The organism is Hungatella sp. L36, assembly GCF_014288035.1.
On the sequence record NZ_JACOPC010000003.1, the window covers coordinates 118,359 to 139,261 of the forward strand.

Consider the following 20,903-nt stretch of genomic DNA (forward strand, 5'->3'; position numbering starts at 1 on the left):
TTTATCAGCACGTACGTCTTCACTGCATTTGTCTTTTATTTACATTTGTGTTCTCTGGCTTATGATATTTTCTTTCGAAAAAGTGAGGATAATAAATGAATTAATTATTTGTATTCGACGTTATGAAAGAGAGCAGTATCTTACCTGCCGGAACTCCAGCCCGGGAAGAAGATTCCCTGCATAAAACGGCCGGCGGCATGGAACCATTGAGTTCATATGCCGCCGGCCGTTTTATTCCTTGCAAATTACAAGGCTTCTGCACTGTCTGCCATCGCCTTAAGCGCCGCGATAAGTCTGAGGTTATCTTCTCCATTTCTGACTGCGATCCGCACATACTGTCTTCCGTTATGCAGCTTTGAGGTCAGATCCTTGATGAAAATATCGTGTTTCAACAGTTTGCAGGCAATCTCCCTGCTGGTACGGCCTTCCATGACCTCACACATCACATAGTTCGCCTGAGAAGGGATCGGCCGGAGAAATGAAACAGAGCTTAACTCCTTTATCAGCCCGCTTCGGTCTGCAGCCAGTTTTTTTAAGGATTCCCGGTAGTCTTTTTTATACTTTTCGCTGTTCTGCATAAAGAATTCGCCAAAGGAGTTGATGTTCCAGATCGGCGCCTCTTTCTTTAACAATGCGATCGCGGCCTCGTCGGAACTTGCCAGAACACCGAGGCGGATTCCGGGAACTCCATAGGATTTGGAGATGCTCTTTACGACGAAAAGACCGCTGTAGGACTGCAGCACCTCCTCATTAATCAGGGATAAGTCCAGGGCCTGCGTGTCTCCTGAAAGCTCTGCAAAGTCAGAAAAGCTTTCATCGATAACGAGGCGTATGGAACTTGTCCTGGCCCAGTCAATCAGCTTTTTAAGGCCTTCGCAGTCGATGTAATTGCCGCTGGGATTATCAGGGTTAATGAGAACCAGCGTACCGACCGTGTGGCCGGGACTGCCGTAATACCGGATTAAATCTTCCGCCGTGTAGGAGAAATCTTCATTATCCGGTGTGTAGACAACCGATAATGCGCTGTCATAGCGATTGGGATATTCTTCAAAGGTCGGGCGGATAAAGCCTACAGGACCTTCCGTGTGTTCCATGAGTACCTTAATCAGTTCTGCAGCACCATTGCCGATCACGATGTGCTCCGGCCGTACGCCGAAGTTTCTGGAGGCCAGCAGGCTGTTGATCCGCATGCCGGAGGGATATTCCGAGATCAGGATCTCAAAATTGGATTTCATCTCGTCGAGCATCTTCTGAGGCGGAAAATAGGGATTGACGAGATAGCAGAAGTCCAGCAGCTTCGGATAACGCCAGTGGCCGCCGTAGCGGGAGGCAATGGCATCATACCGCTTCTGGATGGTGCCGGCAAAAAGGCTTTCCGCAATATCCAGATCCTGAATGTCGTCGATCTCATACCAGACCTCACCGTTCAGCCTTTTAGCCTTGATCTCCTTTGTCTCCAGAAGGGCGATGAGTTTGATGACGGATTCGTAGTATTCGTTGTTGCCCATGGCCTTCGCATACGCTTCCAGGAAGGGAACGTAGGTGTTGGCGGAAAAATGCTGACTGAATTTATAGATATTGACGGTCTTATAGTAACCGCCCTTGTCTTCGAACTTTAAGTATTTACCCGGGATAAAATCTTTGATGGAATCGTCGTCATCCAGCACCATGCAGGTTCCGTCCATCCAGCTGGCGAACTTGTCCACCAGAGCCAGGGTCTCTCTGGAGTCTTCCATCAGAATATCTACCAGGGCTTCCTCAAAAATGATATCGGATTCAAAGAGCAGCGTATCCTCGGATACGAGATACTGTTTGGCCAGAGCCAGGGAGTAGATATTGTTCGTTTTGTCATAGACCTCATTGTTGATAAAGCAGATGGGAGTCTGTATGGCCAGCGTGCCGATATAGTCCATGAGCTTCCGGCCTTCATAGCCTACCACAATGACAATTCTGGAAAGCTGTTTTTTATCGAGAATGCGCAGCGCGCGTTCAATTAAAGTGGTTCCATTCACCTTTACCATACATTTTGTATTTTCCGCGGTATATTCCTTCAGTCTCTTTCCCATACCTGCGGCCAGGATGATTGCCTGCATCGCGTTCCTCCAATCTGCGCCCGTCGCGGGCACTTCAAAATTCAGCTTCATTTTATCACAGGCGGGAGATGATTACAATGCGGAAACACTGGGAGTGGGCTGAATGCATCTTAAGATATTAAGAATTCTTACGATTTTCTTATAAAATTACGATTTTTCCGGATGCTTTACTTTTAAAAATCGCTATAGTATAATGATACTATCTGCTTTTTAGAGTATGGAAAGCCCGTTTCTTTCGGGAAAAAACGGATGTATCAGGAGGATAAGGATATGTTACAGGCATTGAAAAAGGTGGCGGGTGCCGTAGCGCTTGCCGCTTTCATGGTGTTAGGATGCATGACGGCATTTGCCGACGATGAGGTACAAAATCCACCGTCTCCACATGTTGTATATCAGGTATTTACCGATGGTCAGTGGAAGAATGAAGCCATGGACAAGCAGTCGGCATCAGATTCAGCATCGCCGGTGGAGGGCCTTAAGGTATGGCTCACCGGTGTGGACGGGAGTATCTCCTACCGCGTATACTTACACGACGGCGGCTGGCAGGGCTGGGTTTCTGACGGCGCTGTGGCAGGCGGAGAGAATACCGGGAATCAGATTGAAGCGATTCAGATGAAGCTTTCAGGATACGCAGGACAGGTATTGGATGTCTGGTACCGGGCAACTGTTTCAGGCAAAGAAAAACTTGGCCTGGCCATGACAGGAAGTCCGGCCGGAACCGTAGGAGAGGGGAAACCCTTGACGAGCCTGGAGGCTTACCTGACAGAAGTGAATCATAACGAGAGCGACGGGACACCGTCTGTCAGAACGAATCTTCCATTTGGATTCTATGATGACAACGGCGTAACACGCTACACGGATGTTCCTGGCGGTGTGTTTACCGGCTGGGTCGATCATGACGGAGTGCGCTACTATGTCAGAGACAACTCTTTCTTAACTGGCTGGCAGTACATAGACGGACTGAAGTTTTACTTCGATGAACAGGGAAAACTGGTTCAGGATTTAGACCCGATTATAGGAATCCAGAGTTCCTATGTAATTAAGGTCAACAAACAGTTAAACACACTGATTCCTTATGCAAAGGATGGCGATAACGGATACATTATTCCGGTGAAATCCATGCTGTGTTCCGTGGGAGATGACACCCCGCTGGGAACCTTCCATACACCGGAGAAGTACCGCTGGCGCCTTATGGTAAATGATACCTATACCCAGTATGCGACCAGAATTACCGCTGGACAGGGATTTTTGATCCACTCGGTCTGTTACGACAAACCCGACATCTACACGATGCAGTCCGTCGGTTATAACGGACTGGGCGTGGTGCGTTCCCTTGGCTGTATCCGTCTGACCGCGGAGAATGCCAAGTGGGTATATGACAACTGCCCGATCGGCACCACGATCGAGATCTTCGAGGATCCGGTAAGTGTAGGCCCATACTATAAACCAACCGTAACTCCGATACCGGTTGAACAGACATGGGATCCGACCGATCCGCTGGTAAGCGAGGATATGAAGAATCAGGCCGCAGCGGCACAGCAGGAAGAAGCTGCACGCCGTCAGGCAGAAGAGCAGGCAGCGGCACAGGCCGCAGCCGAGCAGAAGGCAGCAGAAGAAGCCGCAGAGAAGGAAAGACAGGAAGTCGGACCGGGCTTTGGACTGTAAAAGATGAAAGAAGTGCAGCATCAGAATTTGTTTAAGGCAGATTCTGATGCTGCTTTTTTTTCCATAGGAAAGTTCGTCCTATGGAATGAAAACCCTCCGGGGGATGCGCACTCCGCGCTAAGGAAATTTGGTTGCTGAAGCAACCGCGCTCCGGCGCAAGAGTCCGGCGAGCCGGACTCTTCGTTTTCATTCCATCATGGCCAGCCGTATAAATTCATCCATTTCCCGCGTCTTCCATTTATCCTTGTGGTAGAAGATCTGGCGGTACATGGAGGCGTGGAAATCGGTGACATCGAGGACACAGGTCTGCCCCTTTGCGGCGCTTTCCATAACGGCGAAGCGTGGAAGGAAGGAGAGACCCTTGTTCTCCTCGATCATTTTAATGATAAATTCGGTATTGCTGATCTCCAGAAATGGGGTCAGCAGTATATTCTTCGTTGCCAGATAGCGGTCAAATGCGCGCCTGTAATTGGCATTCTTCTCCGTCAGGAAGAAGGGCTCATGAAGCAGCTCCTCCAGTTTAATCCCTTTCTTTCCGGCTAAAGGAAAGGAGGGCGAGGAGAGGAAGACCACCTCTTCCTTCTGTTCCATGGCCTTATACCAGTTGCTGTCATAGCGGGGCTCGTCCAGAATATAGATAAGATCCAACTGGTTGTGTTCCATCATTTCGATCAATTCTTCCGGCGGCGCGGTGGTGATCCGTATCGCTACCTTCGGGTGATGTTCCCTGAAATAGCGCAGGATAGAAGGAAATTTCGAAAAACAGAGGGACTCAATGGTGCCGATATGGAGGGGATTTTTGAGTTCCGTTTCATCGCTGACGGACAGCTTCGCCCGATTGACCTCATAGAGGATATCGTAAGCGCTGGTCAAAAACTGGCTTCCCTGCGGTGTGAGTGTGACCTTTCTTCCGATCCGGTCGAATAGTCTGGTGCCCAGCTCCTCCTCCAGCAGCCGGATCTGTACCGTGACAGCGGACTGAGAATACCCCAGGCTCCCGGCTGCCTTTGAAAAGCTCTGAAGCTGTGCCGCCCGGATAAATGTGCTCAACTGACGCAGTTCCATTTGATTTACGCCCCTTTCCAAGGATGATTCCGGAATATAATCTATTAAAAATATTCAATAAGTACATAAAATATATGAATTGGATTCATACATAATGCCATGATATAATGAGACCATAAAGATGTCAACCGTGAAATGAAAAAACAGGAAACGGTGCAGGGAGGTTATCATGTCGTTTATCAGTGTTTTTGATGTATTGGGGCCTAATATGATCGGCCCATCCAGTTCACACACGGCGGGAACCGCTGTCATTGCCTATCTCGCCCAGAAGATGATCAATGGGCCGCTTAAGAAGGTAGAATTTACCCTTTACGGGTCATTTGCCAAAACCTACAAAGGCCACGGTACGGACCGGGCTCTCTTAGGCGGAATTATGGGATTTTCCACGGATGATACCAGGATCCGGGAATCATTCCGTATCGCTGACGAGCGGGGGCTTGAGTTTCAATTCATTGTAAATGATACGGAAACCGATATTTACCCAAACACCGTGGATATCCGCATGGAGAATGAGGCTGGCCAGGTCATGACCGTGCGCGGGGAGTCTCTGGGAGGCGGAAAGGTGCGGATCGTGCGCATCAACCAGGTGAAGGTGGATTTCTCCGGCGAGTACAGCGCCGTCATCGTCGTCCATCAGGACAAGCCGGGTGTCGCCGCCCATATCACAAAAGTATTGAGCGACTGCAGCGTCAATATTGCCTTTATGAGAATATTCCGAGAGGCGAAGGGACATACGGCCTACACTATTGTGGAGTCTGACAACCGCCTGCCCGAAAATATAACTGAGACCTTAAGAGAAAACAGCCACGTTCATGATGTGATGATCGTACAGTCATAGGAATGGCGCCGCCGTGTATCTGAAGCAGGCGGCACAGGTGAGGAGAAGAAAAATGATGGATTTTAAAAATGCCAGAGAGCTTCTGGATTTATGCAGTGAAAATCATTGTCCGATATCAACGATTATGCGGGAGAGAGAATGTGACCAGGGAGAGACGACATCTGAGGAGGCGGATGGCCGTATGAGGCGTGTCCTGGAGATCATGCGCTCATCCGCCACAGAGCCGATTGAAAAGCCAGGGAAATCCATGGGCGGCCTGATCGGCGGAGAGGCCCGGAAGCTGGCCGTACGCCGGGAACATGGACAAGCCGTGTGCGGCACAGTCATGAGCCGGGCGATCACCCACGCCATGGCTGTCCTGGAGGTAAATTCCTCCATGGGACTGATCGTAGCGGCTCCCACGGCCGGCTCCTCCGGCATCGTCCCAGGACTTCTGCTGGCCCTTCAGGAAGAGTACGGCCTCACTGACGAGCGGCTTATTGACGCCCTTTACAACGCTGGAGCAGTCGGCTACCTGGCCATGCGCAACGCCACGGTGGCGGGAGCCGTAGGGGGCTGTCAGGCCGAGGTCGGAATCGCCTCCGCCATGGCCGCGTCAGCTGCGGTTGAGCTGATGGAGGGAACCCCGGAGCAGTGCCTCTACGCCGCCTCCACGGTTCTCATGAACATGCTTGGCCTCGTCTGCGACCCCGTAGGCGGCCTTGTAGAATATCCCTGCCAGAACCGCAACGCTTCCGGTGTGGCCAATGCCCTGATCGCCGCAGAGATTTCCTTAAGCGGAATCAGGCAGCTGATCCCCTTCGATGAGATGCTGGCCACCATGTACTCTGTGGGCAAAAAGCTTCCCTCTGAACTCCGTGAGACCGCTTTGGGAGGCTGTGCCTCGACTCCATCGGCCTGTCAGTTGTGCCATTTATCCAGTTAATTGAGAGGCTTTACTTTTCCGCCCCAATATTGTAGAATAAAACGGAACATTGTTAGAAATTGGAGGCAGACGGATGGCAGGTTTTTATGAACCGGAGATCCTTTCCCGTGTACAGCGGATGGAATTGGAGATACTGAAGGATGTCATGGATCTCTGTGACAGCCACGGGCTTCTCTGCTTCGGCATGGCGGGAACGGCGATTGGAGCGATTCGGCATAAGGGGTTTATTCCGTGGGATGACGACATTGACGTTGCCATGCCAAGGAAGGATTTTGAGTGCCTTTTAAAGCTGGTGGAAGAAGAACTCGGTGATAAGTATTACGTCCTGAACTGGCGGACCAGTGAGAACTACCCGCTGATGACGACGAGGATCTGCCGCCGCGGCACCAGATTCGTGGATTCTCCCATGAGGGATGTGGACAGCCCTCTCGGAGTATTTTTAGATATGTATGTATATGACGATATACCGGATTCCGGGTTTCTCATGAAGCTTCAGGCATGGGAGGCCTGGTTTTTCAGTAAACTTTTAATTCTGCGGTCGATTCCCCGGCCGTATCTGGCCCAGACCGGCTGGAAGGCCAGGGTGATCACCGCCATCTGTATTGCGGTGCATAACGTGCTGAAGGGGCTCCGCATCTCGAAGCGGGGACTGGCGGCCCGCTGTGAGAAGATCTGCCGCCGCTATGAGGGGAAAGATACGAAGCGCATGGCCTTTTATCCGGATACGAACCCATTCTGGAATATAGTGGAAAAGGCGGCGTTTTCGCCGGGCATGAAGCTGGATTTTGAGGGCTTCAAGCTGGTATTTCCAAGAACAGAGCATGACATTCTCACCTATATGTACGGGGACTATATGCAGATGCCTCCGGTGGAGAAGAGGAAGACTCATTATCCCTACATTCTCGACCTGGGCGACGGAGCGGTACTGTCGGGAGAAACGGTCACAGACAGAGGAATGAAGAAGATATGAAATGGCTCAGACAAAGGATGTTTGGCAGTCTCCGTACAGGAACTGCCGAGGTAGAACGGCAGAATATTGCCTGGAACATGATCGGGAGCCTGATTTATGCCGGCTCCAGCATGATTCTGACTGCTCTGGTCAATCATTTAATCGGCCCGGAGCAGGGCGGTATCTTCGGATTTGCGTTCAGCGCATTTGGTCAGCAGATGTTTCTGGTGGCCTATTTTGGTATGCGTCCGTTTCAGAGCACCGATGTAAATCAGGCCTACACCTTTGGAGAGTACCGGCGTGTCAGGCTTTATACGTGTGTGGCGGCCGTTATATTCGGTATAATCTATATTTTCGTTAATTCGTTTATCGTACCGGATGGATATTCACGCCAGAAGACGGTGGTGGTTTTTCTGATGGTAATTTATAAGGTTCTGGATGGCTTTGCCGATGTCTATGAATCGGAATTCCAGCGGGAAGGACGTCTCTATCTGACCGGGAAAGCCATGGCATACCGGACGATTCTGTCGGTAATCCTGTTTCTGGGCGCGCTTTATGCGACACAGGATCTGGTATTTTCCTGTGTAATCGCAGTACTGGCCCAGGCGGCCGGGATTCTGTTGTTCGACTGGAACACCATGAAGCTGGTGCCCGGCGTGAACCTTTCGCGGGCGGCAGGAAAATCCCTGGCTCTGATCCGGGAATCCTTTCTTCTGTTTCTGTCGGTCTTCCTCGACGGCCTGATCTTTGCTATGGCGAAATATGCGGTGGATGCACAGATGACCTCGATGGACACCGCCATTTTCGTGGCTGTCTTTATGCCGACCTCTGTCATCAATCTGGCGGCCAACTTCGTGATCCGGCCGTTTTTAACGAAGATGTCCTACCAGTGGGAGGAAAAGAAGTTCGTCGAATTTACCCGGGATTTAAAGAGGCTGGTGGCCATTATACTGGTTCTGACAGTCATCGCACTGGCCGGCGCCTGGGCGATCGGCGTGCCGGTGCTGGGGGCGATCTCCAATGTGGAGCTGGCGCCATATAAGTCCGGACTTCTGTATATTATTCTGGGAGGCGGGTTCTTTGCGGTTATGAATCTGTTTTATTATGTGCTTGTTATTATGAAATGCCAGCGCAGGATCTTCTTTGGATACGTTCCTGTGTGCCTCCTGTCCGTGGTTCTGTCGTTTCTTCTGGTTAAGATCGGCGGAATCAACGGAGGGGCATTTTCCTATATGCTGGAAATGCTGGTGCTCATGATGTGCTTCATGGGTCAGGCATTCTATGTATTTCACAGAGCGAAGAAACAACAGGGAGGGTGTTGACCATGGACAAGGTGCTGGTGATCATACCTGCGTATAACGAGGCGCTCAATATTGAGCGTGTCGTGACGGGGCTTCAGGAGGAATATCCCATCTTCGATTACGTGATCGTCAATGACGGCTCTGCGGATGAGACGGCGGCTGTCTGCCGGCGCTGCGGATTTCATCTGATCGATCTGCCTGTAAATCTGGGGCTGGCCGGGGCATTTCAGACAGGACTCAAGTATGCGTACCGTAAAGGATACCGCTACGCGATCCAGTTTGACGGCGACGGACAGCACAGACCGGAATATATTGAGGCAATGCGGGAAAAAATGGATGAGGGATACGATATTGTGATCGGTTCCCGTTTCGTCACGGAGAAGAAGCCGAATTCCATGCGCATGCTGGGAAGCAGGCTGCTGTCGGCGGCGATCCGGCTGACAACCGGAGTTTCAGTCGCGGACCCGACCTCTGGAATGCGTATGTTTAATGAGCGCATGATCCGTGAGTTTGCAGAAGGCTTAAACTATGGCCCGGAGCCGGATACGATTTCCTATCTGCTGAAGCAGGGCGCGCGGGTGGCGGAGATTCAGGTGACGATGGATGAGAGAATCCTCGGAGAGAGTTACTTAAAGCCTGTGAGCGCCGCTCGTTACATGGGGAAAATGATGTTTTCCATCCTGCTGGTGCAGAATTTCAGGAAACGCGCCTGAGGATAAGAGAAGGGAGAATGTACGATGACCGTTATACTTCGGTGGGTACTGATAATAGTTTCCATACTGCTGACATTTTTTGTGCTGAGAAAGATCCGTCAGTCCAAGGTAAAGATTGAAGACTCCATATTCTGGGTGATGTTCGCCCTGATGATGGTTGTGTTCAGCATATTCCCGGGATTAGCCGACATTCTGTCTGATTTCGTCGGAACGTATTCTACCTCTAATTTCATCTTCATGTTTGTGATCTTTATTCTGCTTGTGAAGGTGTTCTTTCTGTCGCTCAAGATCTCACAGCTGGAAAGCAGGGTGACAGAGCTGATCCAGCAGATGGCGCTCGACAGAAAAGAAGATGCAGACAGAAAGGAAGATGGAGACAGAAAAGAAGATGGGAACAGAAAGGGCGTGGAAACCTATCCGGATAAGAAGGGAGAAACGCGCGATGAACGCAGATACTGTTAAAGTCGGAAAGAAGAGAAATCTTCAAACTGCAAAAAAGATTGCGGGACAGAGCGGTCTGTGGATGGCGGCGGCCGCAATCCTTTTTCTTCTCATCGTCTTCGTAAAGCCGTATCACAATGTGATTGACGCCATTCCTTCTCCGGAATACGAGTCTGTGCGTCTTTTTTATATCTGGGTTTTGCGGCTGGGGATCGTGTTTCTGGCAGTTCTTGCCGGAATACTCTGGATATACGGAAAGAAACCTGGCTGGTTGTTTCCGGCTACGGTCATCTGCCTGGGACTCTTTTACATGATGATTCTGCCGCCGTTTTCGGCTCCGGACGAACCGCGCCATTTCGTCAGCGCATACCGGCTGTCAAACCAGATTATGGGGAAACAGGCAGTGGCGGACGAGGCATTCCTTTCGTCGGCGTCGGATAAGGAGAAGGAATACATTGCCCGGGGCGGCAACGTGCTGGTGCGGGAGCAGGACGGACGGGAGGAACCGTATGCCAGCGTGGGACGTGATTCCTACGCGCTGATGCTTAGGGAACTGTTTACGAAGGATGCAGGCAGCGGCACGACGGTCCGTTTCGAGGCGCCGGTGAATACGACGCCGGTGGTCTACTTACCGCAGGCGCTGGGCATTTCCTTTGCAAGAGTACTGCATCTGGGATATATTCCGCTCATCTATATGGGGCGTCTGTTCAACCTGCTGGCATTTGCCGGTATGGCATGGCTGGCTGTCCGCATTATGCCGTTTAAGAAAGAAATGTTCATGGCCGTGAGTCTTCTCCCCATGACCCTCCATCTGGCGGCCTCCTTATCGTACGATACGTCGCTTATCGGCCTGTCTCTCCTGTTTTTCGCATGGTGCTTTTATCTGGCCTACGAGAAGAAACAGATCGGAATCCGTGATACGGTGATTCTTGGACTTCTTCTTGTCCTTTTAGAACCGTGCAAAATTGTATATCTGCCGTTGGCGGGGATCTGCCTTTTGATTCCTGCATCAAAATTCGGCGAGAAGAAACGGTACTGGATCTCGGTAGCTGCGGTCATTGGAGTGATGGCGCTGGCTATCTTCTTAATCAACAATGTGGTACTGTCCGCCTGGATTCAGGATACGGAAAATATAATCAGCTGGGAAGGCGGATCGGCCGGATATACGATCCAGGATATTTTAAAGGAGCCGTACCAGGCGTTCCTGATCTATTATGAGACACTGGTGACACAGTTAGACTACTATCAGGCCACCATGCTGGGCGGGTATCTGGGAAATCTGGATCCCAATCTGACGGTTCCGTATTTTTGCCTGTACCTGTTGTGGGGAATCTTGATTGTAAGCTCTGTCAGGAGAGCCGGGGATCACACTCCGTTTAAGCCCGGTCAGAAGGTGTGGATCGCGGTTCTTACATTACTGAGCTTCTGTCTGGTTCTGACCTCCATGCTTCTGGGCTGGACGCCAAAGGGCTTCACCTATATCGCGGGAATCCAGGGGCGGTATTTCCTGCCGATTCTTCCGCTGATTCTGCTGATGATTTATGGAGATAATCTGACTATTAAGAGGGATTATTCGAAGGGGATATATTATCTGGAGTGTTTTGTCAGCATCTATGCGCTTGTGAGAATCTGCTCTGTGACGTGTATCAGATGATGGGAGACAGCAGACAGATGATAGATAGCAGACAGATGATAGATAGCAGACAGATGGTAGATAGCAGACAGATGATAGATAGCAAACAGATGGTAGATAGCAGACAGATGATAGATAGCAGAAATAAATAACAGAAAGGCTGGACTATGGCAGTAGAAACGATTGAAAAAAACCGAACGGTGGATGTCATTATTCCGGTATATAAACCGGATGCGGTATTTGAAACGCTTTTAGAGCGGCTGGGAAAGCAAAACTATCCGATCCGGCGCATTATTATTATGAATACGGAACAGTCTTTCTGGAAAGAAGATATTTATGAGACTGTCCCAAATCTGGAAGTACACCACGTGACAAAAAATGAGTTTGATCATGGCGGAACGAGAAACCAGGGAGCTTCATATTCGGAAGCCGATATCATGGTATTTATGACGGACGATGCGATCCCCGCAGACAGGGAGTTAATCGGAGCGTTGGTAAAGGGACTGAGTCAGAAAGGGCCGTCAGGAGAATACGTGGCGGCGGCCTATGCGAGACAGCTGCCAAACCGTGACTGCGCTCCGGCGGAAAAATATACCAGGTCCTTTAACTATCCGGCGGAAAGCTATGTGAAGACGAAAGGCGATTTAGAGGAACTGGGAATTAAGACATTTTTTGCTTCCAATGTCTGCTGTGCCTATAACAGAAAGCTTTTTCTTGAGGCAGGCGGATTCACGAACCAGACGATCTTTAATGAGGATATGATTTACGCAGGAAATGCAGTTCTCTATCGGGGGCAGGCGATTGCCTATGTTGCAGAGGCCAGGGTGATTCATTCTCATAATTATGGGTGCAGCGCTCAGCTAAAACGCAATTTTGATCTTGCAGTTTCCCAGACAGACCACCCGGAAGTATTTGACGGGATCCGCTCAGAGAGCGAGGGAATCCGTTTGGTGAAGAAGACGTGTAAATGGCTCGTAGAACAGAAAAAGCCATGGCTGATCCCCGGAGTGATTGTAAAAAGCGGATTTAAGTATCTGGGATATCTGATGGGGAAACGGTATAGGAAGCTTCCGAGGTGGGTGATTATGAAAATAACGATGAATCGGGAATATTGGGGGAAAGTATCGGGATAATAAGGAAGTAAGTAAATAAAGAGTATATAATACTATTTGTTGTTGTAAAACATTGCTATATATGTTAATATAAAGTTGGGTGCTGCCAAAACGGTAAGCGGTTCACCTTTCGCCGAAATGAGTACATTTTGAGAACTTCCCGTATTTTCGGAGGTGATACATATGTGGAAAATAAGAACGAAAGGGACAGATGATGTTGGGTATTGTTGTCGGGATTGTCGGTATCATCGTGACTGTAATCAGTATTGTAGTAACAGTCGTGAGTATCCGACATGATGACAAAAAAGACAGAATAAATTGACATCAAAAAAGCAACCGCTCGACTTCCCAAAGTAGTAGTTGCTTTTTTGATAGTAACTATTAATCAAGGTGAACCGTTTGCTATGGCAGCACCTTTTTCGTAATTACATTGTAGCAGAGTAGAATGATTGTGTCAAGGATTCTAAAATAAAAAATTAAATTTAGCAGGTATATTGCGAAGAATATAGTACAGACAGCCTAATATAAGCAAAAAATATTAATATGACTAAAAAGTAATAAAATATATTTTACATTTATAAGTTGTAGAAAATTTAAGAATGTGATAACATAAAAGAAGGGTGCTGCCAAAACGGTAAGCGGTTCACCTTTCGCCAAAATGAGTACATTTTGAGAGCTTCCCGTATTTCCGGAGGTGATACATATGTGGAAAATAAGAACGAAAGGGACAGATGATGTTAGGTATTGTTGTCGGGATTGTCGGTATCATCGTGACTGTGATCAGTATTGTAGTAACAGTGGTGAGTATCAGACATGATGACAAAAAAGACAGAATAAATTGACATCAAAAAAGCAACCGCTCCACTTCCCAAAGTAGTAGTTGCTTTTTTGATAGTAACTATTAACCAAGGTGAACCGTTTGCTATGGCAGCACCTTTTTGTAATTACATTGTAGCAGAGTAGAATGATTGTGTCAAGGATTCTAAAATATAAAGTGGAAAAAAATAAGAACGAAAGGACAGATGATGTTAGGGATTGTTGTTGGGATTGTCGGTATCATCGTGACTGTGTTCAGTATTGTAGTAACAGTCGTGAGTATCAGACATACTGACAAAGAAGACAAGAAAGACTAATATCAAAAAGCAACCGCCTCTCTCCAAAGCCGTGGTTGCTTTTTGATAGTAACTGTTAACCAAGGTGAGCCGTTTGCTATGGCAGCCCCTTTTTGTGTTTACATTGTAGCAGAGTAAATATCATCTGTCAAGATGGGAAGATGCACGAATTCTAAGGTAAAATCCTCCATCTAGTGGAAATTTAAGCTGAGTTGTGATAGAATGCTACAAGACAAGAAATGACAAAGTGATGTAAAGGAGCATGAAAATATGGGAAAGATAAAAGTAACACCGTGTGATATTAAAGGGCTTTATGTGATTGAACCGTCTGTATTTCCGGATTCCAGGGGATATTTTATGGAGACTTATAACCAGAATGATTTTAAGGAAGCAGGACTTAACATGGTATTTGTGCAGGACAACCAGTCCATGTCTGTGAAGGGTGTGCTTCGCGGCCTTCATTTCCAGAAGCAGTTTCCACAGGGAAAGCTGGTGCGTGCAGTGCGAGGAAGCGTCTTTGACGTGGCGGTGGATCTTCGTTCTGATTCCGAGACGTACGGGAAATGGTTTGGCGTTGAACTGACTGCAGAGAATAAAAAGCAGTTTTATATCCCGGAGGGCTTTGCCCACGGCTTCCTGGTTCTGTCCGATGAGGCGGAATTTGCTTACAAATGTACGGATTTCTACCATCCGGGCGACGAGGGCGGAATTCTCTGGAGCGATCCGGAGATCGGCATCGACTGGCCGATCGAGGAAGGTATGGAACTGATCATTTCCGATAAGGACCAGAAGTGGAGCGGTATTCGGGATACATTTAAATTTTAACCGGAGAGGAGCGGACCATGGATTATCTGGTTTCCTTATGTAAAGAGATTGTACACAAGAGAAAATTGATTCTGGACCTGGCAAAGGCGGACTTTAAGAAGCGGTTTGTAGGTTCCTATTTCGGTATCGTGTGGATGTTTTTGCAGCCGCTTGCGACTGTGATCGTCTATTTTTGCGTATTCCAGCTGGGATTCAAGAGTGTGCCGCCAGTGGACTACCCTTACGTGCTGTGGTTGATTCCAGGCATTATGCCATGGTTTTACTTCAGCGAGGTGTTAAACTCGGGAACTAATTGTTTGCAGGAGTACAGCTATTTGGTCAAGAAGGTGGTATTCCGTGTGGAGATACTGCCAGTCATCAAGATGCTGTCCTGTATGATGGTACATGGAATTTTCGCCATTATCATGATTGTTGTCTTCCTGGCATACCGCATACCGCCCAGGTTCAGCTGGTTACAGATTATTTATTATACGTTTGCATGTTCCATGCTCTCGCTGGCTGTGACGTATTTCACCAGCGCTATCAATGTGTTTTTCAAAGACATGGCGCAGATTATAGGAATTATGCTGCAGTTTGGGATGTGGATGGTACCCATTATGTGGGCGCCGGAGATACTGCCCAATGCGCCTGCGTGGCTCACACCACTGTTAAAAATTAATCCATTCTACTACATCGTGGCCGGTTACCGCGACAGCATGCTGACCGGGGACGGATTCTGGATGCGGCCGACACTGGGAATCTACTTCTGGGCGGTGACCATCATTTTGATGCTGATCGGACTGAAGGTATTTAAAAAGCTGCGGCCGCATTTTTCCGATGTACTGTAAGAGGCCCGAAATGGAGGACTAAGATTCGTGAAATTAAAAAATAGTGCGATTTCGGTAAAGGATGTTACAAAGATTTACCGGCTATACGAAAAGCCCATCGACCGTTTAAAAGAGGCGATGAGCATTACCCATAAAAATTATCACAGAGATTTCTACGCGTTAAACGGAATTTCCTTTGATGTAAATAAAGGCGAGACGGTGGGAATCATCGGAACAAATGGTTCTGGTAAGTCCACCATCTTAAAGATTATTACCGGGGTTCTGACCCCGACGACCGGCGAGGTGGAGGTGGACGGAGTGATTTCCGCCTTACTGGAGCTGGGAGCCGGATTCAACATGGATTACACCGGCATTGAAAATATCTTTATGAACGGCACCATGATGGGCTTTTCCAGAAAGGAGATGGAGGCGAAGCTTCAGGATATTCTGGAGTTTGCCGATATCGGAGATTTCGTCTATCAGCCCGTTAAGACGTATTCCAGCGGTATGTTTGTGCGGCTGGCTTTTGCGCTTGCGATTAATGTGGAGCCGGAGATTCTGATCGTCGACGAGGCGCTGTCGGTAGGCGACGTCTTCTTTCAGGCCAAGTGCTACCGGCGTATGGAAGAGATCAGGAAGAACGGCACCACCATTCTGATGGTTACCCACGATATGGGCGCCATTATTAAGTACTGCGACCGCGTCGTGGTGCTGAACAAAGGTGCATTTATCGCCCAGGGAGAACCGGGGAAGATGGTTGATTTATATAAGAAGATTCTGGCAAATCAGATGGATCAGCTGGAAGACGAGCTGGTGGAACTGAATTCGGAGGAGATGAGTGATTTCTCGGGAGACAGCGCCGCCGGACAGAGGCGGAAGGCGGAAGCCCACAGCGGCCTCATGAAGGACAAACTGACGATCAATCCCGCAAAGACGGAGTATGGCGACGGACGGGCGGAGATCGTGGATTTCGGCCTTTTTGACGAGCGGGGCAATTTGACGAACCTGCTTTTAAAGGGCGAGATGTTTACGATTAAAGAGCGGATCCATTTTAATACCAGTCTGGATACTCCGATTTTTACGTATACGATCAAGGATAAACGGGGAGCCGATTTGACGGGAACCAATACCATGTATGAATCGGCGGATGTGAAGCCGGTGAAGAGTGGCGACGAATACGAGGTGGAATTCAGTCAGAAGATGTCGCTTCAGGGAGGCGAATATCTGCTTTCCATGAGCTGTACCGGATTTGAAAATGGGGAGCACGTGGTATATCACCGCCTGTATGATATTGCAAATATAACGGTAATTTCCAATAAGAACACAGTGGGCGTCTACGATATGGAATCGGAAGTGAAGGTGGCCCTGAAACGGGGAGGAGGAAAATGATATGGGGAGCATCAGTTCCGAAATAAAAGATCTTCTGGTGAAGTATCACGGCGACACGAAGCTGGCGATTAAGGAAGAGCCGGAGCCCGCTTACTTTTATGCGTTATCGGATACCCGGGAAAATGTACTGGAATGGTTTGATTTCAAACCGGAAGCCTCTCTGCTGGAGGTCGGATCCGGCTGCGGGGCTTTAACCGGCCTTTACAGCAGACGGGTGAAGAACGTGACCGTTCTGGACGAAGATCTGGAGGATCTGGAAGCGAACCGCCTCCGCCATGGCGCCTGCGGGAATATTCAGTATGTGAAGGGCAGCCTTGATACGTATGAGGGCGGCGCATTCGATTACGTGGTGATGGCCGGATCCCTGAAAATGCCGTATGAAGCGCAGATTAACAGGGCTAAATCTCTGCTGAAGCCGGGTGGAACCCTGATGGTAGCGGTGGATAACCGTCTTGGCCTCAAATATAAGTCGGGCGTGAAACCGGATGAGACCTGCCTGCTTAAGACGGAGCTGACGGAGCTTCTGTGCAGCGCCTCTGACGGAAAATGCGGCAAACTCGAATACTATTATCCCATGCCGGATTACCGTCTGCCCGTGACCATCTATTCGGATGAGCATCTTCCGGCGAAGGGAGAGCTGGCTCACGCGGTCCTCGCTTACGATTATCCGGAGTATATCCGGTTTGATCCGGGAAAATTTTTCGACGAAATATGTGAAGCCGGACTGTTTGAAGCGTTTGCAAACTCATTTTTAGCCATATGGAGCAGCTATGAAGAAGACTAAGTACATTAAATACAACAGGACCCGCCGGGAAGAGTTTCAGATACGGACCTGTATCGTGGAAGAGGACGGGAAACAGTATGTGGAGAAAACGGCTTTAAACGAGCAGGCAGTCTCCCATATCCGGTCGATGAAGGAAAAATATGACCGTCTGACCGATCAGAGTCCTCTGGGCGTGGCCCTGGTGACACTGGATCAGGAGGGACGTACTGCACGTTTCCCATTTCTGAAGGGGGAGACCATGGCCGAGATCCTGGGCCGCAAAATAAAAGAGGAACGTGTCCCGGTGGAGGAACTGAAGAAAGCCATGGAACTGGTCCTGGAGGTCCGGGAAGGTTTCTTAAGACCGTTTGAGCTGACGGATGAGTTTACTGCTGTGTTTGGACGGTATACGAATTCCGATGGAGAAACAGAGGCCGGAGCAGCCGGGATATCGGCGGGTGAATCAACAGTGGAACAGGACGAGGCATTTGCTGCCTCCAATGTGGACTGCCTGTTCGAGAACATCATGGTGACCGAAGACGGCCCGTGCTGTCTCGACTATGAATGGGTGTTCTTTTTCCCGATTCCGGTGCGCTTTATCCGTTACCGTATGCTGTATTATTTTTATGAGCAGTACAGAAGCCTTCTGGGAGAGACGACTCTGCCGGAGTTTATGGTGAATTTCGGTATTCGCCCAGAAATGATCCCGGTTTACGGAGAGATGGAACACCATTTCCAGGAGTATGTTCACGGAGAGAACCAGAAGATCTATCTGACGAATTACATGCACGATGTCCAGATAATTCCGGAAGACATGAACGAGGTAAAACGGGCGGTAGAAAAGCAGCGGGAATGGGTAAAACAGCTCCATCTGGAGATTGAGGAAAAGGATTTGTCCATCCGCAAGCAGATCGAGCTGAAGCGTCTGACGGACAATCATGTGACGAATCTGGAAGTGATGATCGGTAATCTCCGCCAGGATAACGAGAACATGGCCCAGACGATTGCAGTCTTAAACCGCCATGAAGCCATCATTTTCAAGGTGAAGAGAAAGCTGGGAGAGAAATTCAACCAGAAGTTTCCCAAGGGAACCAGAAAACGAAAGATCCTGGGCTATGTGAAGAATACATTCCGCCATCCGGTGGAGTCCTTTCATTTATACACCACTCCCGAGGGGCGGAATCTCATTGAGGGAGACATGAAGATCGGCGAGGGGTACCGGATTCATGGAAAACTCAGGTTTAAAGAAGAGAACGAGCCGATGGTATCTATCGTCATTCCGGTATACAATCAGATTGATTATACGTATGTCTGCCTGGCCTCCATTTTGGAACACACCACGGATGTATCGTATGAGGTGATTATCGCGGATGATGTCTCGACGGATGCCACTATGGAGCTGTCGAAATTTGTGGAACACGTGACCATCTGCAGAAATGAGACGAATCAGGGATTCTTACGCAACTGCAATCAGGCGGCGAAGGCGGCCCGCGGAAAATACGTGATGTTCTTGAATAACGACACCCAGGTCACACCGGGATGGCTTAAGAGCCTGGTGGACTTAATCGAGTGCGATCCGTCGATTGGTATGGTGGGTTCCAAACTGGTTTATCCGGATGGGCGGCTTCAGGAGGCGGGCGGAATCATCTGGAGCGACGGCTCCGGCTGGAATTACGGCCGTCTGGACGATCCGGACAAGCCGGAATATAATTACGTAAAAGATGTGGACTATATTTCAGGAGCCGCAATTCTCTTATCCAACAATCTGTGGAAACAGATCGGCGGTTTCGACGACCGGTTTGCGCCTGCGTACTGTGAAGATTCCGACCTTGCTTTCGAGGTGAGAAAGGCTGGTTACCGGGTGGTATATCAGCCGCTTTCGAAGGTAATCCATTTTGAAGGCATTTCCAATGGAACCGATGTGAGTGGCAGCGGCCTTAAGCGGTACCAGGTGGAAAATTCCGTGAAGTTAAAGGAAAAATGGGCGGATGAATTCAGGAAGCAATGTGTAAACAACGGTAATCCAGACCCATTCCGGGCACGCGAGCGGAGCCAGGGAAAGGATATTATCCTGGTGATCGATCACTACGTTCCTACGTATGACAGGGACGCGGGGTCTAAGACCACCTTCCAGTATTTAAAGATGTTCCTGGAAAAGGGCTATGTGGTAAAATTTTTAGGCGACAATTTCCTTCACGAGGAGCCGTATTCCACCGTACTGATGCAGATGGGGATAGAAATCCTCTATGGACGCGACTATCAGGTGAAAATCTGGGACTGGCTGAAGGAGCATGGGGATGACATCACAGCCGCCTATTTAAACAGGCCTCATATTGCGGAAAAATACGTGGACTTTATGGAGGAACACACCAATATCAAGATGATTTACTACGGCCATGATCTCCATTTCCTGAGAGAGGGCCGTGAATACCAGCTGACCGGAGACGAAAAGAAGCGGGATGCGTCGGAATACTGGAAAGCCATCGAATTCCGCATCATGCGGAAGGCGGCGGTATCGTATTATCCGTCCTATGTGGAGCGCGACGCGATTCATATGATCGATCCCACAATCCGGGTAAAGGCAATCGTGGCCTATGTATTCGAGAAGTTCTTAGAGTCGGTCCCGGATGACTTTGAGAAGAGGGAAGGGCTGCTGTTTGTAGGCGGCTTCGCCCATCCGCCGAATGCGGATGCGGTTCTCTGGTTCGCACGAGAGATATTCCCTAAGATCCGTGAAAAACTGGAGATTCCCTTCTACATCGTCGGATCGAAGGTGACAGAGGAAATCCAGGCCCTGGAGCAGCCGGGAAACGGTATCATCGTGAAGGGCTTCGTCTCTGAAGAAGAACTCTCCGAGCTGTACCGCACCTGCCGGATCGTGGTAGTTCCCCTGCGCTACGGCGCCGGAGTCAAAGGAAAGGTCATCGAGGCTCTTTATAACGGCGCGCCTGTCGTGACAACATCGATCGGCGCGGAAGGAATCGCGGAGGCTGAATCGGTCATGTGCATCAAGGACGCCCCGGAAGAATTTGCCGAAGAGACGGTCCGCCTCTACCAGGACCCGGAGAGTCTCCGTGAACTGAGCCGGAAAACGCAGGATTATATTCGCAAGTATTATAGCGTGGATGCGGCGTGGAGTGTGGTGAAGGAAGACTTTAGAGGAATGGAAAAGATATAGCGTAAGTATATGCGTAAGAAGATGTGAAGTATAAAATATTATAAAAAGCCAGTGACTCCTGTTATTTAAGAGCCACTGGCCTTTTTTTCGGTCAG

Annotated in this window: 16 protein-coding genes; 14 read left to right on the forward strand and 2 right to left on the reverse strand. The window is 49.2% G+C overall.

Annotation, left to right across the window (positions count from 1 at the left end):
* Positions 1 to 245 precede the first annotated feature (245 nt).
* On the reverse strand, positions 246 to 2,093 hold the full coding sequence (locus H8S80_RS09330; RefSeq protein ID WP_117630634.1) for an aminotransferase class I/II-fold pyridoxal phosphate-dependent enzyme: 1,848 nt from the start codon (positions 2,091 to 2,093) through the stop codon (positions 246 to 248).
* A 270-nt stretch (positions 2,094 to 2,363) separates the two neighbouring features.
* On the opposite strand from H8S80_RS09330, the gene H8S80_RS09335 reads away from it, so the two are divergent.
* On the forward strand, positions 2,364 to 3,758 hold the full coding sequence (locus H8S80_RS09335; protein ID WP_002604809.1) for a L,D-transpeptidase family protein: 1,395 nt from the start codon (positions 2,364 to 2,366) through the stop codon (positions 3,756 to 3,758).
* A gap of 186 nt (positions 3,759 to 3,944) precedes the next feature.
* On the opposite strand, the gene H8S80_RS09340 is transcribed toward H8S80_RS09335, so the two are convergent.
* Entirely contained in the window at positions 3,945 to 4,823 is an 879-nt protein-coding gene (locus H8S80_RS09340) for a LysR family transcriptional regulator (protein WP_002604808.1), read from the reverse strand.
* A 169-nt stretch (positions 4,824 to 4,992) separates the two neighbouring features.
* Between H8S80_RS09340 and sdaAB the strand changes: the two genes are divergently transcribed.
* From sdaAB to H8S80_RS09405, 13 genes are all read left to right on the forward strand, one after another.
* Positions 4,993 to 5,661: an L-serine ammonia-lyase, iron-sulfur-dependent subunit beta gene (sdaAB, locus tag H8S80_RS09345; RefSeq protein ID WP_002604807.1), complete on the forward strand. Its 669-nt coding sequence runs from the start codon at positions 4,993 to 4,995 to the stop codon at positions 5,659 to 5,661.
* A 55-nt stretch (positions 5,662 to 5,716) separates the two neighbouring features.
* The gene (gene sdaAA, locus H8S80_RS09350) at positions 5,717 to 6,586 is read left to right on the forward strand and encodes an L-serine ammonia-lyase, iron-sulfur-dependent, subunit alpha (protein ID WP_181987877.1); all 870 of its coding nucleotides are present in this window, start codon (positions 5,717 to 5,719) and stop codon (positions 6,584 to 6,586) included.
* 73 nt (positions 6,587 to 6,659) lie between these two features.
* Positions 6,660 to 7,556, forward strand: a complete 897-nt coding sequence (locus tag H8S80_RS09355; protein WP_117630636.1) for a LicD family protein — start codon at positions 6,660 to 6,662, stop codon at positions 7,554 to 7,556.
* The gene (locus H8S80_RS09360; RefSeq protein ID WP_117630637.1) at positions 7,553 to 8,857 is read left to right on the forward strand and encodes a lipopolysaccharide biosynthesis protein; all 1,305 of its coding nucleotides are present in this window, start codon (positions 7,553 to 7,555) and stop codon (positions 8,855 to 8,857) included. Before H8S80_RS09355 ends, H8S80_RS09360 begins: the two co-directional genes overlap by 4 nt.
* A gap of 2 nt (positions 8,858 to 8,859) precedes the next feature.
* On the forward strand, positions 8,860 to 9,549 hold the full coding sequence (locus H8S80_RS09365) for a glycosyltransferase family 2 protein (protein ID WP_055653400.1): 690 nt from the start codon (positions 8,860 to 8,862) through the stop codon (positions 9,547 to 9,549).
* Between the two features lie 24 nt (positions 9,550 to 9,573).
* Positions 9,574 to 10,011 (forward strand): DUF2304 domain-containing protein, encoded by a 438-nt coding sequence (locus tag H8S80_RS09370; RefSeq protein ID WP_055653401.1) that lies wholly within the window; start codon positions 9,574 to 9,576, stop codon positions 10,009 to 10,011.
* Entirely contained in the window at positions 9,992 to 11,644 is a 1,653-nt protein-coding gene (locus H8S80_RS09375; RefSeq protein ID WP_117630638.1) for a DUF2142 domain-containing protein, read from the forward strand. Before H8S80_RS09370 ends, H8S80_RS09375 begins: the two co-directional genes overlap by 20 nt.
* Before the next feature lie 146 nt (positions 11,645 to 11,790).
* The gene (locus H8S80_RS09380; RefSeq protein WP_117630639.1) at positions 11,791 to 12,756 is read left to right on the forward strand and encodes a glycosyltransferase family 2 protein; all 966 of its coding nucleotides are present in this window, start codon (positions 11,791 to 11,793) and stop codon (positions 12,754 to 12,756) included.
* Between the two features lie 1,361 nt (positions 12,757 to 14,117).
* Positions 14,118 to 14,672 carry a dTDP-4-dehydrorhamnose 3,5-epimerase gene (rfbC, locus tag H8S80_RS09385; RefSeq protein WP_002604796.1) on the forward strand — a complete coding sequence of 185 codons (555 nt, stop codon included), beginning with the start codon at positions 14,118 to 14,120 and terminating at the stop codon, positions 14,670 to 14,672.
* A gap of 17 nt (positions 14,673 to 14,689) precedes the next feature.
* The gene (locus H8S80_RS09390; protein WP_002604795.1) at positions 14,690 to 15,499 is read left to right on the forward strand and encodes an ABC transporter permease; all 810 of its coding nucleotides are present in this window, start codon (positions 14,690 to 14,692) and stop codon (positions 15,497 to 15,499) included.
* 27 nt (positions 15,500 to 15,526) lie between these two features.
* A complete protein-coding gene (locus tag H8S80_RS09395; protein ID WP_117630640.1) occupies positions 15,527 to 16,867 on the forward strand; it encodes an ABC transporter ATP-binding protein in 1,341 nt (446 codons plus the stop codon).
* Position 16,868: 1 nt separating this feature from the next.
* Positions 16,869 to 17,651 carry a class I SAM-dependent methyltransferase gene (locus H8S80_RS09400; protein ID WP_117630641.1) on the forward strand — a complete coding sequence of 261 codons (783 nt, stop codon included), beginning with the start codon at positions 16,869 to 16,871 and terminating at the stop codon, positions 17,649 to 17,651.
* Positions 17,638 to 20,808: a glycosyltransferase gene (locus H8S80_RS09405; RefSeq protein WP_117630642.1), complete on the forward strand. Its 3,171-nt coding sequence runs from the start codon at positions 17,638 to 17,640 to the stop codon at positions 20,806 to 20,808. The genes H8S80_RS09400 and H8S80_RS09405 overlap by 14 nt, the downstream gene beginning before the upstream one ends.
* The last annotated feature ends 95 nt before the right edge of the window (positions 20,809 to 20,903 follow it).

What these genes read in the sequence shown, in the direction of transcription:
- H8S80_RS09330 (WP_117630634.1), bottom strand. Translation starts at nt 2,093, where the DNA reads ATGCAGGCAATCATCCTGGCCGCAGGTATGGGAAAGAGACTGAAGGAA.
- H8S80_RS09335 (WP_002604809.1), top strand. Translation starts at nt 2,364, where the DNA reads ATGTTACAGGCATTGAAAAAGGTGGCGGGTGCCGTAGCGCTTGCCGCT.
- H8S80_RS09340 (WP_002604808.1), bottom strand. Translation starts at nt 4,823, where the DNA reads ATGGAACTGCGTCAGTTGAGCACATTTATCCGGGCGGCACAGCTTCAG.
- sdaAB (WP_002604807.1), top strand. Translation starts at nt 4,993, where the DNA reads ATGTCGTTTATCAGTGTTTTTGATGTATTGGGGCCTAATATGATCGGC.
- sdaAA (WP_181987877.1), top strand. Translation starts at nt 5,717, where the DNA reads ATGGATTTTAAAAATGCCAGAGAGCTTCTGGATTTATGCAGTGAAAAT.
- H8S80_RS09355 (WP_117630636.1), top strand. Translation starts at nt 6,660, where the DNA reads ATGGCAGGTTTTTATGAACCGGAGATCCTTTCCCGTGTACAGCGGATG.
- H8S80_RS09360 (WP_117630637.1), top strand. Translation starts at nt 7,553, where the DNA reads ATGAAATGGCTCAGACAAAGGATGTTTGGCAGTCTCCGTACAGGAACT.
- H8S80_RS09365 (WP_055653400.1), top strand. Translation starts at nt 8,860, where the DNA reads ATGGACAAGGTGCTGGTGATCATACCTGCGTATAACGAGGCGCTCAAT.
- H8S80_RS09370 (WP_055653401.1), top strand. Translation starts at nt 9,574, where the DNA reads ATGACCGTTATACTTCGGTGGGTACTGATAATAGTTTCCATACTGCTG.
- H8S80_RS09375 (WP_117630638.1), top strand. Translation starts at nt 9,992, where the DNA reads ATGAACGCAGATACTGTTAAAGTCGGAAAGAAGAGAAATCTTCAAACT.
- H8S80_RS09380 (WP_117630639.1), top strand. Translation starts at nt 11,791, where the DNA reads ATGGCAGTAGAAACGATTGAAAAAAACCGAACGGTGGATGTCATTATT.
- rfbC (WP_002604796.1), top strand. Translation starts at nt 14,118, where the DNA reads ATGGGAAAGATAAAAGTAACACCGTGTGATATTAAAGGGCTTTATGTG.
- H8S80_RS09390 (WP_002604795.1), top strand. Translation starts at nt 14,690, where the DNA reads ATGGATTATCTGGTTTCCTTATGTAAAGAGATTGTACACAAGAGAAAA.
- H8S80_RS09400 (WP_117630641.1), top strand. Translation starts at nt 16,869, where the DNA reads ATGGGGAGCATCAGTTCCGAAATAAAAGATCTTCTGGTGAAGTATCAC.
- H8S80_RS09405 (WP_117630642.1), top strand. Translation starts at nt 17,638, where the DNA reads ATGAAGAAGACTAAGTACATTAAATACAACAGGACCCGCCGGGAAGAG.